The sequence below is a fragment of the Falsiroseomonas frigidaquae genome, from assembly GCF_012163145.1.
Taxonomy (GTDB): Bacteria; Pseudomonadota; Alphaproteobacteria; order Acetobacterales; family Acetobacteraceae; genus Falsiroseomonas; species Falsiroseomonas frigidaquae.
Map to the genome: position 1 here is coordinate 322,199 of NZ_JAAVTX010000002.1, position 10,959 is coordinate 333,157.

Sequence of the window (10,959 nt, forward strand, 5' to 3'; positions counted from 1 at the left end):
CGACCATCAGGTTTCGTTCACCAAACTGCCGCCGGGGCGGCCTTGAAGCGGGGCCGCCCCTGGCGGCCGGCCCCCTAGCTTATGCCCCGGTTTCACGACCCTGGCCCATAGCGGGGGCTTCGGCAGGGTCTTCGGCGGGGGCCTCGCCATCGCTGGCAGGTCCACAAAAATCCGGCAACAGGTCCAGCAGCGCCGCGGCGACCATCCCCGGCAGGCCAGCCTGGCCTTCCGCGACAGCGGCGGCGGCGGCGGCCATGGCCTGTCGCCCAGGGGCATCGGATAGCATACCGGCAACCTCCTCCGCCAGCGCCGCGGGTTCGGGCTGCACCAGCCGGGCGCCGCCGGCCGCCAGCAGGCGCGCCACCGGTTCCTCGAAGTTGAAGGTGTGCGGGCCGAGCAGGATCGGGCAGCCCAGCCTCGCCGCCTCCAGCGGGTTCTGCCCGCCGCGCGGCACCAGGCTGCCGCCGACCACCGCCAGGGTCGCCAGCCGATAGAACAGCCCGAGCTCGCCCAGCGTATCCGCCACATAGACCGCCACATCCGCGCCCGGCGCGCCGCCGCCGGCCCGCCGCGCCACCGCCAGCCCCTGCCGCGCCGCCAGCTCCGCCACCGCCACGCCGCGATCCGGGTGGCGTGGCACCAGCACCGTCAGCAGTTCCGGCCAGAGCGGCGCCAGCAGCGCATGGGCCGCCAGGGCCAGCGCCTCCTCCCCCGCATGGGTGGAGGCGGCGAGGAACACCGGGCGGTCGCCGAGCACGGCGCGCAGACGCTCCAGCGCCGCCGCATCCGCCGGCAGCGGTGCGGCCGCCGCCTTCAGGTCGCCCCAGCATTGGGGTTCCCCGGCTTGCGGCGCCCCGGCTTGAGGTTCCCCGGCTTGGGGTGCCCCGGCTTGGGGTGCCCCGGCTTGAGGTGCCCCGGCTTGGGGTACCCCCGCGCCCAGCGCCGCCAGCCGCGCGCGATCCCCCTCCGACCGCGCCAGCACCAGGGCGAAGCCGCCGAGGATCTCCGCCGCGCTGCGCGGAAAGCGCCGCCAGCGGGCAAAGGAACGCGGGCTGATCCGCGCATTGACCAGCGCCATCGGGATGCCCCGGGCGCGGGCGGCGGCGATCAGGTTGGGCCACAGCTCGCTTTCCACCAGCACGCCGGCATCCGGCCGCCAGCCATCCAGGAACCGCGCCACCCAGGCCGGCACATCCAGCGGCAGGAAGCGGTGGCTCACGCGCGGGAAGCCGGAGGCGCCGGGCTGCACCAGCGCCGCGGGCAGCCGGCGCAGCAGCGCCTCCGCCCCCGTCACCGTGCCGGTGGTGACCAGCAGATGCGGCGCCGCGTCGCGCGCCAGCAGCGCCTCGATCACCGGCAGCAGCGAGACCGCCTCCCCCACGCTGGCGGCGTGCAGCCACAGCAGGCGGCCCGGCGGCCGGGTGGCGCCGAGGCCGCGGCGCTCGGCGAGCCGGGCGCGGATTTCCTTGCCGCGCCGCACGCGGCGGGCCAGGTGCCAGCGCAGCAGGGGGGCGGCCAGGGTGGTCGCCAGGCGCCAGGCCGAGATCGGCGGCGTCACGGCCGCCGCGTCCTGTTGCGCGGCGGACGGTCCGGCACATCGGCCACGCCGCACAGCCGGTCCGCCTCGCGGCAGGCTTCGGTCAGCGCAGCGGCGATGCCGGGCAGCGCCGTCTCCGCCGCATCCCGCGCCACCGGGATCGGCGGGCCGCAGACCACGACGCCGCGGCCGAAGGGCAGCGGCAGCATCATGCGGTCCCAGGAACCGAGCCGCCAATGGGCGGTGCTGGAGGCACCCAGCGGCACCACCGGCGCGCCGGAATGGGCGGCGACCTGGGCCACGCCCGGCGCGGCCTGGCGTCGCGGGCCGCGCGGGCCATCCGGCGTGATCAGCACCGGCTGGCCCCGGCGCAGCGTCCGCAGCAGCGCCGACATCGCGGTTGCGCCGCCGCGGCGGGAGGAGCCGTAGATCATCTCCACCCCGAAGCGCCCGACCGCGGCGCCGATGAAGCGGCCATCCCGGTGCTGGCTGACCAGCACATGCGGCCGCACCCGCGCCGCAGCCGGTTCCTGCGCGCGCGCCAGATGGACCAGCGCCGGCATCAGCGGCAGGCGTTCATGCCAGAAGGCGAGGATCAGCGGCTGCCCCGCGGCCACCAGCGCCAGGGCTGGTTCCGCGCCCACCAGGCGCCAGCGCGTGGTTCGCACCACCAGCGCGAGGTACAGCCCGACCACCCGCGCCAGGCCCCCCTGGACCGCCGGATGCCGGATGAACCTGCGGATCATGGGCGGGGATGGAGGCACGCCATGACAGGGCCGGTAGCATGCCCCGGCGGGGGTGGGAAATCCGGACCTGGCCCAGGGCGGCAGGAGACCGCCCGGGCGTGCCGGCCAACGGGTGCAGGCCACTGCAAGCCGCCCCCCCCCAGGCGCCGGATTCACCGATGCCGCACCGGCAGTGGTCCGGCGAAACGGCACCGGCGCGCAGCTACTCCGGATCGCTCAGGGGCACAGCATCAGGCTGTCGCGGAAGCGCTGCGCGCAGGCGGCCCAGGAAAACCGCGCGGCATGGGCGCGGCAGGCGGCGCGGTCGGCGTTGAGCGCGCGCAGGCAGGCGGCGCGCAGATCCTCATCCAGCGCCCCCACCGGATGCGCACCGATGATATCGAGCGGCCCGGTCACCGGAAACGCCGCCACCGGCGTGCCGCTGGCCAGCGATTCCAGCAGCACCAGCCCGAAGGTATCGGTGCGGGAGGGAAACACGAAGACATCCGCCTGCGCATAGGCCCGCGCCAGCGCCGCGCCTTCGCGCCAGCCGGTGAAATGCGCGGCGGGGAAGCGGCGGGACAGGGCGGCACGCTGCGGGCCATCGCCGACCACCACCTTGCTGCCCGGCAGGTCCAGCGCCAGGAAGGCCTCCAGGTTCTTCTCCACCGCCACACGGCCGGCGCAAAGGAAGATCGGTCGCGGCAGCGATTCCCACGCCTCCGCGGCCCCCTGCCGCGCCGCATCCGGATGGAAGCCCGCCAGATCCACACCGCGCGACCAGGGCACCACATCGGCGAAGCCGCGCGCCGCGAGTTCCGCCGCCAGCGTCGGCGTGGCGCAGAGCGTACCGGCCCCGGCGGCGTGGAAGTGCCGCATCAGCGCCCAGGACCAGGACTTCGGAATGCGCGTGCGGGCGTGCAGGTAGTCCGGGAATTTGGTGTGGAAGGATGTGGTGAAGCGCCAGCCCCGCGCCTGGCAGATCGCCCGCATGGCCCAGCCGAGCGGGCCCTCCGTCGCGACATGCACGGCGTTCGGCCGGAACGCATCCACCATCCGGGCCAGGCGGCGCTTCGGCGCCAGGGCCAGGCGGATCTCAGCGTAGCCGGGTGTCGGCAGCGTCGGGAAGCGGTCCGGCCCGATCACCTCCACCACATCGCCCAGCCGCGCCAGTTCCGCCACCACGGTCGCCATGGTGCGGACCACGCCATTCACCTGCGGGATCCAGGCGTCCGACACGACGAGGATGCGAAGCGGCCCGACGGCGGCGGTCATCTGCGTGGGCTCCAGCGCACCCATCCCCCAAGGGGCGATCTCGTCCAACCCGTTCCTCTCGCCTCAAGCCTCTGCGGCGGCGCCTGTGGTGCCCGAGAACGCCGCGTCGGGGAAGTGGCGAAAGACGCGCTGTGGCTGCGCATGAAGCCGGCGCTAGGCCGCCTCCGACACGCGGGTGGGGGGGGAGGTCCCGGTGGCGGGCGCGGCGCGGAAGAAGCTGAGCTGGTTCTCGCGCGCCCAATCCACCAGCTCGAAGCGGCCATCGGCATGCTCGACCAGGGCGGTGCAGCTTTCCACCCAATCGCCGTCGTTCATGTAGAGCACGCCCTGCACGTCGCGCATCTCGGCGTGGTGGATATGGCCGCAGACCACGCCGTCCAGCCCGCGCCGGCGGGCTTCCTGGGCGAGCGCCGTCTCGAAGCGGTCGATCGCCTTGACCGCTTCCTTGACCTGCCGCTTCAGCCATTGCGAGAGCGACCAGTAGGGGTAGCCGAAGCGCCGGCGCAGCGCGTTGAACCAGCGGTTGGCGACCAGCGCGCTGTCATAGGCCCAGTCGCCCAGATGGGCGAGGAACTTGGCATAGCGCACCACGCTGTCGAATTCGTCGCCGTGGATCACCAGGAAGCGGCGGCCATCGGCGGCGCTGTGCACCGCCTCCTTCGCCAGGCGGACGCCGGCGATTTCCAGGCCGAGCCAGTCGCGCAGCATCTCGTCGTGGTTGCCGGGGATGTAGGTGACCTGCGTGCCGTTGCGCGCCATCTTCAGCACCAGGCGGATCGCCTCGTCATGGTCGGCGTCCCAGTACCAGGATTTGCGCAGCCGCCAGCCATCGACGATGTCGCCGACCAGATAGAGCTGCTCGCATTCCGTGCGGCGCAGGAAATCCACCAGGAAATCGGCGCGGCAGCCGCGCGTCCCGAGGTGCAGGTCGGACAGGAACACCGTCCGGTAGCGCCGCCGGGGTTCTGCTCCGAGCGTGCCTGCCATGCCGTCCATGCCTGCGCCCTGCCCTTGCTTCGCCAAGCGGAACGCACCGCAGCCGCCACCGTTGCGCCACGCGCCCGGAGCTGCCCGCCGATCGGCCCGGCTTCCTGACCAACTTGCCGGCCATCAGGTGAGTCTCGCTGACCTGCTGGCGACGAGCGGGCCTCTACCCTGCCGCGCGTCCCGGCGACGTGAATCTTGCATGAAGGCAATCATGGCCCCGGCGTTATCGGTTCCTTCAGCGCCCGCAATCAGAATGCGAGGCATCCAGGGACGGGATGAGAGAATGGGCCGCGAACCCGAACCCTCTGTCGGAGCCGGCGTCGAAGCCGGCCTCGAGTCGGGCGTCCAGCCGGGCGTCCAGTCGGGCGTCCAGCCGGGCGCCGAAGCCGCCGTCGAGGCCGCCATGGCATTCGCGCGGCGGCAGGCGGAAGCCGGGGCACGGCAGGAGGTCCGGCGCCTGGCCGCCCTGGCAGGGGTGGCCGTGCTGGACACGCCGCCGGAGCCGCATTTCGACGCGCTGGTGATTCAGGCCGCCAGCCGCTTCGCCACGCCCTTTGCCGCGATCAGCCTGGTGGATGCGGAGCGGCAGTGGTTCAAGGCGGCCGTCGGGCTGCCGGCGGGCGAGATCAGCACCCGCGACCACGCGCTGTGCAACCGCGCGATCCGCCAGGCGGAGGTGCTGGTGGTGCCCGATGCGACGGCCGATCCGCGCTTCGCCGACAGCCCGCTGGTCACCGGCGCGCCGCATATCCGCTTCTATGCCGGCGCCCCCCTGACGCTGCCCGAGGGCGAGCGCCTCGGCACCCTCTGCGTGATCGATACCGTCCCCCGCGCGGATTTCGGCGCCGCCGAGCGCAGCGCGCTGCGGGCCCTGGCGCAGGAGGCCACCACCGCCCTGCTCGCCCGCCGCGCCGCCTGAAGGCCGCCATGCCGAAGGAAGTGCGCTACATCCTGTTCTCGCCGGAGGAGGTGCTGGATGCGCTGGTCGCCGGCATGATGCTGGCCCAGCCCGGCTGGCGGAATACGGCCGGCCCGGTGCGGCTGGACATGGCGACCGCGCCCTCGGGCGAGGTGATCGCCCGCCTGGTGCCGCAGAAGCCGCGGCCGGGTCCGCGCGCCCATTGGTCCTTCACGGCCGGGGACATCCTGGCGATCCTTCTGCAGACCTGCCGCCGCAACCGCATCCCGCTGCCCCTGCGCGGCCACAAGCAACTGGAGCTGATGGGCACCTGCCTCTGCCTCACCATCATGATGGGGGACGCCGAGACGGTACCCGAGGTGAGGCTGCAACAGATCCGCTACGTCGACCCGGCGCTGGGGCCGCTGCTCGCCCGCGGCGGGCGTGGCTGAACGGTCGCCCGAGGGCTGCCTGCCGGTCGCTACATAACCGGCTGGGACTTCAGCTTGCGCGGGTGCGCTGCTGGCCCAGGGCGAGCGCCCCGGCGGCCACCCCGGCGACCAGCGAGACGAGGCTGAAGCCAGCGGCTGCCGTCAGCCCCGCCAGGCCCAGGCCCATGGCCGGTACCAGGGTGGCCGCCACGCTGACCATGCCGAGCAGCGCCGTGGCTCCAGCCAGGATGCAGAGGATGAGCAACATGCGGGATCCCTGGAAGTTGGCGAGATAAAGATCTCTGCGCCATTATTCGGCCACGATCCACCCACGAAAAAGCGAGTTCGCGCCCGGATCCATCCGGCTTGGCCGCGGAGGCAACTGCCACGGTAGGAAGCAGTGCGGCCAGGGCTTTGGGCATTCCGGTGATGCCGGCGCAGCAAGACATGCGCCGCGCACCCTGAAACCGGCTGGACCGCCGCCCAACCGCGGTGGAGGATGCGCCCCGACAGGCAAATGGGGATCCTTTGCGATGGCTGGCTTCACCTTTTCCCGCCGCAGCGCGCTCGCGGCTGGCACCGGCATCCTGGCGGGGCTGCGCCCCGGCCACGCCCCGGCCCAGGGCGCCCCCATCAAGGTGGGGGAGCTGAATTCCTACGCCCGCATGGCCGCCTTCGCGATGCCCTACCGCAACGCCATCCAGCTGGCGGTGGACCAGATCAACCAGGCCGGCGGCGTAATGGGCGGGCGACCGCTGGAATTCGTCTTCCGCGACGACGGCTCCACCCCCGGCGACGCGGTGCGCGTGGCGGAGGACCTGCTGACGCGCGAAGGCTGCGCCTTCCTGGCTGGCACCTTCCTGTCCAATGTCGGCCTGGCGGTGTCCGACCTCGCGAACCAGCGCAAGAAGCTGTTCCTGGCGACGGAGCCGCTGACCGATGCGCTGACCATGGCGCAGGGCAATCGCTACACCTGGCGCCTGCGCCCCGGCACCTACATGCAGACGCGCATGGTGGTGGAGGCCGCGCGCGGCAAGACGGCGAAGCGCTGGGCGATCGTGGCGCCGAACTACGAATACGGCCAATCCGCCGCCGCCAACTTCAAGAAGCTGATCGGCTCCGCCATCCCGGGCGCCGAGATCGTGGCGGAGCAATACCCGGCGCTCGGCCGTGTGGACGCCGGCGCCACGGTGGGCGCGCTGGCGCAGGCGCGGCCGGACGGTATCTTCAACGTGCTGTTCGGACCGGACCTGACCGCCTTCGTGCGGGAGGGCAATACCCGCGGGCTGTTCGAGCGTCGCCTGGTGCTGTCGCTGCTGACCGGCGAGCCGGAATACATGCTGCCGCTGGGCGATGAATGCCCGGATGGCTGGATCGTCACCGGCTACCCCTGGGAACAGGTGCAGGACGCCCCGCACAAGGCCTTCATCGAGGCCTATCGCGCCCGCTTCAACGACACGCCGCGCAAGGGCAGCGTGCTCGGCTATGTCACCGCGCAGGTGGTGGCCAGCATGCTGAACAAGGCGAATTCGACGGAGACGGAGGCGATGGTGGATGCGCTGGCCGACCTGCCGACGCAGACCATCGTCGGCAATGTCACCATGCGCGCGCTGGACCACCAGGGCACCATGGGCACCTGGGTGGGGGAGACGGTGCTGCGCGGCCGTACCGGCACCATGCGCAATGCGCGCTACGCCGATGGCGCCAACTACCTGTTCCCCGAGGACGAGGTGCGCGCCGCGCGCCCGCGGAGCTGACCGCGGCGCATGGATTTCGGATTCCTGGTGGTCCAGTCCCTTTCGGGACTGGCCAGCGCCTCCTCGCTTTTCGTCATCGCGTCGGGGCTGACGCTGGTCTTCGGCGTCACCCGCATCGTCAATTTCGCGCATGGCAGCTTCTACATGCTCGGCGCCTATATGGCGGTGACGGTGGTGCCCTGGCTGCTGGATTTCGACCGGTCGCCGCTGCTGTTCTTCACGGGGGTGCTGGTCTCGGCCGCCGTGGTGGGCGTGCTCGGCGTGGTGATGGAGGTTCTGCTGCTGCGGCGGCTCTACAAAGTACCAGAACTGTTCCAGCTGCTGGCCACATTCGGCGTGGTGCTGATGGTGCAGGATGCGGTGCTGTGGATCTGGGGGCCGGTGGAAATCCCCGGGCCGCGCGCGCCCGGCTTGCGCCATGGCGTGGAGATCCTCGGCCAGCGCTTCCCGGCCTATGAGCTGTTCCTGATCTGCGTCGGGCCGGCCGTGCTCGGCCTGCTGTGGCTGCTGATGCACAGGACGCGCTTCGGCATCCTGATCCGCGCGGCAACGCGGGACCGGGAGATGGTGGGGGCGCTCGGCGTGAACCAGGCGCTGCTGTTCACCGGCACTCTGTTCCTCGGCGCCTTCCTGGCGGGGCTGGGCGGCGCGCTGCAGATTCCGCGTGTCTCCGCGAATTCGCAGATGGACCTGTCGATCATCACGGAGGCTTTCGTCGTCACCGTGATCGGCGGCATGGGGTCCGTGCCCGGCGCCTTCCTGGCCGCGGTGATCATCGGGCAGTTGAATTCCTTCGGCGTGCTGATCTTCCCGAAGATCACGCTGGTGCTGGTCTTCCTGCTGATGGCGGTGGTGCTGGTGGTGAAGCCCTGGGGGCTGCTCGGCCGACCCGAACCGGCAGCGGGCCGCGCGGCGCTGCCGGAAGGCATCCTGGCCACCCCGCGCTTCGGGCTGTGGGAGAAGGTGATCCTGGCCGTGGTGCTGGCGGCGACGCTCGCCGTGCCGGTCTTCGGCGACGCCTATACGGTGAAAGTGGCGACGGAGGTGCTGATCTTCGCGCTCGCCGCCTTCTCGCTGAATTTTCTCGTCGGCAATGGCGGCATCGTCTCCTTCGGCCATGCCGCCTATTTCGGCCTCGGCGCCTATGCGGCCGGGCTGCTGGTGACGAAGGGCGGCTTCGCGATGGAACCGGCGCTGATCGCCGCCCCGCTGGCCGGCGCCGCCTTCGCAGCGCTGTTCGGCTTCTTCGTAGTCCGGCTGACCGGCATCTACCTGGCGATGCTGACGCTGGCCTTTGCGCAGATCGCCTATGCGGTCTGCTTCCAATGGGTGGAGGTGACCGGCGGCGACAATGGCGTGGTCGGCGTCTGGCCCTCCGCCTGGGCGCGGTCGCGGGAGGTGTTTCATTATCTCGTCGCCGGCTGCTGCATCCTCGGCATCGCGGCGCTGCGGCACGTGATCTACGCGCCCTTCGGCGCCACGCTGCGGGCGGCACGGGATTCGGAACAGCGGGCGGATGCCATCGGCATTGATGTGCGGATGCATCGCTGGCTGGCCTTCACCCTGGCGGGCGCGGCGGCGGGGCTGGCGGGCGGGCTCTATGCCTTCTCCAAGGGCTCGATCGACCCGACGCTGCTGGCGATCCCGATGTCCATCGACTTCCTGGCGATGCTGCTGCTGGGCGGCATGCAGACGGTGATGGGCGCGGTCGCCGGCGCCGCGGCCTTCCACACCATCAAGGACTTCTTCATGCCGCTGACGGACCATTGGCGGTTCTTCCTCGGCGCCTCCATCATCGCCCTGGTGCTGATTTTTCCGCGCGGCCTGTCCGGTGCCTATGGCGCTCTGCGGAGGCGCGCATGACGCTGCTGGCGGCGGAGGGGCTGAACAAGCGCTTCGGCGGCGTCGTCGCGGCGAAGGACGTCTCCTTCGCCCTGGCGGCGGGCGAGATGCTGGCGATCATCGGCCCGAATGGCGCCGGCAAATCCACCACCTTCAACATGGTGGGCGGGCAGTTGGCGCCGAGCTCCGGCCGCGTGCTGCTGGCGGGCCGGGACATCACCGGCCTGCCGCCGCGCGAGGTGTGCCGGCTCGGCGTCGGCCGCACCTTCCAGGTGGCGCAGACTTTTCTTTCGATGTCGGTCGCCGGCAATGTGCAGATGGCGCTGATCGCGCATCACGGCCGCACGCGGGATGTGGTGGCGGATGCGGCGTCGCTCTATCGGGCGGAGGCGCTGGCCCTGCTGGCGCAGGTCGGCATGGCGGAGGCGGCGGACCGTCCGATCGGGGAGCTGGCCTATGGCGATGTGAAGCGCGTGGAGCTCGCCATCGCGCTCGCCGCCGCACCGAAACTGCTACTGATGGATGAGCCCACCGCCGGCATGGCGCCGCGCGAACGCGCCGCGCTGATGCAACTCACGGCCGGCATCGCGCGTGGAAAAGGCATCGGCGTGCTGTTCACGGAGCACGACATGGACGCGGTCTTCGCCCATGCCGACCGCATCCTGGTGCTGGTCCGCGGCGAGGTGATCGCGGAGGGTTCTCCTGAATCAGTTCGTGCCAATCCCGAGGTGCAGCGCGTCTATCTCGGCCAGTCCGGCCACAAGGCGGCGCTGCGGGCGCGGCGAGGCGCGCATGGCTGAGGCCGTTCTCGAGGTTTCGGGCGTGACCGCCGGCTATGGCCCGGCGGAGGTGCTGTTCGGCGTGGACCTCACGCTGGAACGCGGCGAGGTGGCGGCGCTGATGGGCCGTAACGGCGCCGGCAAATCCACCACCATGAAGGCCATCATGGGCATGCTGCCGCCCCGCGCCGGCCAGGTGCGCTTCGCCGGCCAGGACATCACCGGCTGGGCCCCGTACCGGATCGCGCGCGCCGGCCTCGGCTATGTGCCGGAGGACCGGCGCATTTTTACGGATCTCACCGTGGCGGAAAATCTGGAAGTCGGCCGCCGCCCCGCGCAGGGCGCGCGCGCCGCCTGGACCGTCGAGCGTCTGTACGAAATCTTCCCAAACCTGGCCGAGATGCGTGGACGGCGTGCTGCCGCCATGTCGGGCGGAGAGCAGCAGATGCTGACCATAGCCCGCACGCTGATGGGCAACCCCGAAGCCGTGCTGCTCGACGAACCCTCGGAGGGCCTGGCGCCGGTGATCGTGGAGCTGATGGCGGAGGCCGTGCTGCGCATGAAGGCGGAGGGGCTGGCCGTGCTTCTCTCCGAACAGAGCCTGGATTTCGCCGCCGCCGTCTCCGACCGCGCCTATGTCATCGAGAAGGGCAGCATCCGCTTCGCCGGCACCATGGCGGCGCTGGAAGCCGACGACCATATCCGCACCACCTATCTGACGGTCTGAC

At 71.6% G+C, this 10,959-nt stretch carries 11 protein-coding genes; 6 read left to right on the forward strand and 5 right to left on the reverse strand.

The genetic code is table 11. The features are described from left to right. Positions 1-79 precede the first annotated feature (79 nt). The 4 genes from HB662_RS05885 to HB662_RS05900 all read right to left on the reverse strand — a co-directional run bounded on the left by HB662_RS05885 (position 80) and on the right by HB662_RS05900 (position 4,533). The gene (locus tag HB662_RS05885; RefSeq protein WP_168048191.1) at positions 80-1,558 is read right to left on the reverse strand and encodes a glycosyltransferase N-terminal domain-containing protein; all 1,479 of its coding nucleotides are present in this window, start codon (positions 1,556-1,558) and stop codon (positions 80-82) included. Next, the gene (locus HB662_RS05890; protein WP_168048193.1) at positions 1,555-2,283 is read right to left on the reverse strand and encodes a lysophospholipid acyltransferase family protein; all 729 of its coding nucleotides are present in this window, start codon (positions 2,281-2,283) and stop codon (positions 1,555-1,557) included. Before HB662_RS05890 ends, HB662_RS05885 begins: the two co-directional genes overlap by 4 nt. A 216-nt stretch (positions 2,284-2,499) precedes the next feature. Next, on the reverse strand, positions 2,500-3,537 hold the full coding sequence (locus HB662_RS05895) for a glycosyltransferase family 4 protein (RefSeq protein WP_168048195.1): 1,038 nt from the start codon (positions 3,535-3,537) through the stop codon (positions 2,500-2,502). A gap of 153 nt (positions 3,538-3,690) precedes the next feature. After that, positions 3,691-4,533 carry a UDP-2,3-diacylglucosamine diphosphatase gene (locus tag HB662_RS05900; RefSeq protein ID WP_245185468.1) on the reverse strand — a complete coding sequence of 281 codons (843 nt, stop codon included), beginning with the start codon at positions 4,531-4,533 and terminating at the stop codon, positions 3,691-3,693. Between the two features lie 274 nt (positions 4,534-4,807). Between HB662_RS05900 and HB662_RS05905 the strand changes: the two genes are divergently transcribed. Continuing rightward, positions 4,808-5,443 carry a GAF domain-containing protein gene (locus HB662_RS05905; protein ID WP_245185469.1) on the forward strand — a complete coding sequence of 212 codons (636 nt, stop codon included), beginning with the start codon at positions 4,808-4,810 and terminating at the stop codon, positions 5,441-5,443. Positions 5,444-5,451: 8 nt separating this feature from the next. Further along, entirely contained in the window at positions 5,452-5,874 is a 423-nt protein-coding gene (locus tag HB662_RS05910) for a hypothetical protein (RefSeq protein WP_168048197.1), read from the forward strand. Between the two features lie 49 nt (positions 5,875-5,923). Here HB662_RS05910 and HB662_RS05915 read toward each other — a convergent pair whose 3' ends face one another. Next, positions 5,924-6,121: a hypothetical protein gene (locus tag HB662_RS05915; protein ID WP_168048199.1), complete on the reverse strand. Its 198-nt coding sequence runs from the start codon at positions 6,119-6,121 to the stop codon at positions 5,924-5,926. A 265-nt stretch (positions 6,122-6,386) separates the two neighbouring features. Between HB662_RS05915 and HB662_RS05920 the strand changes: the two genes are divergently transcribed. The 4 genes from HB662_RS05920 to HB662_RS05935 are packed head-to-tail and all read left to right on the forward strand — an operon-like array spanning position 6,387 to position 10,958. Then, entirely contained in the window at positions 6,387-7,610 is a 1,224-nt protein-coding gene (locus HB662_RS05920; protein WP_168048201.1) for an ABC transporter substrate-binding protein, read from the forward strand. 9 nt (positions 7,611-7,619) lie between these two features. Then, the gene (locus HB662_RS05925) at positions 7,620-9,473 is read left to right on the forward strand and encodes an ABC transporter permease (RefSeq protein ID WP_168048203.1); all 1,854 of its coding nucleotides are present in this window, start codon (positions 7,620-7,622) and stop codon (positions 9,471-9,473) included. Further along, on the forward strand, positions 9,470-10,252 hold the full coding sequence (locus tag HB662_RS05930) for an ABC transporter ATP-binding protein (RefSeq protein WP_168048205.1): 783 nt from the start codon (positions 9,470-9,472) through the stop codon (positions 10,250-10,252). The genes HB662_RS05925 and HB662_RS05930 overlap by 4 nt, the downstream gene beginning before the upstream one ends. Further along, the gene (locus HB662_RS05935; protein ID WP_168048207.1) at positions 10,245-10,958 is read left to right on the forward strand and encodes an ABC transporter ATP-binding protein; all 714 of its coding nucleotides are present in this window, start codon (positions 10,245-10,247) and stop codon (positions 10,956-10,958) included. Before HB662_RS05930 ends, HB662_RS05935 begins: the two co-directional genes overlap by 8 nt. The last annotated feature ends 1 nt before the right edge of the window (position 10,959 follow it).

Excerpts from the sequence above, each read along its gene's own strand:
- HB662_RS05920 (WP_168048201.1), top strand. The coding sequence starts at position 6,387 with ATGGCTGGCTTCACCTTTTCCCGCCGCAGCGCGCTCGCGGCTGGCACC.
- HB662_RS05915 (WP_168048199.1), bottom strand. The coding sequence starts at position 6,121 with ATGTTGCTCATCCTCTGCATCCTGGCTGGAGCCACGGCGCTGCTCGGC.
- HB662_RS05895 (WP_168048195.1), bottom strand. The coding sequence starts at position 3,537 with ATGACCGCCGCCGTCGGGCCGCTTCGCATCCTCGTCGTGTCGGACGCC.
- HB662_RS05905 (WP_245185469.1), top strand. The coding sequence starts at position 4,808 with ATGGGCCGCGAACCCGAACCCTCTGTCGGAGCCGGCGTCGAAGCCGGC.
- HB662_RS05930 (WP_168048205.1), top strand. The coding sequence starts at position 9,470 with ATGACGCTGCTGGCGGCGGAGGGGCTGAACAAGCGCTTCGGCGGCGTC.
- HB662_RS05900 (WP_245185468.1), bottom strand. The coding sequence starts at position 4,533 with ATGGACGGCATGGCAGGCACGCTCGGAGCAGAACCCCGGCGGCGCTAC.
- HB662_RS05925 (WP_168048203.1), top strand. The coding sequence starts at position 7,620 with ATGGATTTCGGATTCCTGGTGGTCCAGTCCCTTTCGGGACTGGCCAGC.
- HB662_RS05935 (WP_168048207.1), top strand. The coding sequence starts at position 10,245 with ATGGCTGAGGCCGTTCTCGAGGTTTCGGGCGTGACCGCCGGCTATGGC.
- HB662_RS05910 (WP_168048197.1), top strand. The coding sequence starts at position 5,452 with ATGCCGAAGGAAGTGCGCTACATCCTGTTCTCGCCGGAGGAGGTGCTG.
- HB662_RS05890 (WP_168048193.1), bottom strand. The coding sequence starts at position 2,283 with ATGATCCGCAGGTTCATCCGGCATCCGGCGGTCCAGGGGGGCCTGGCG.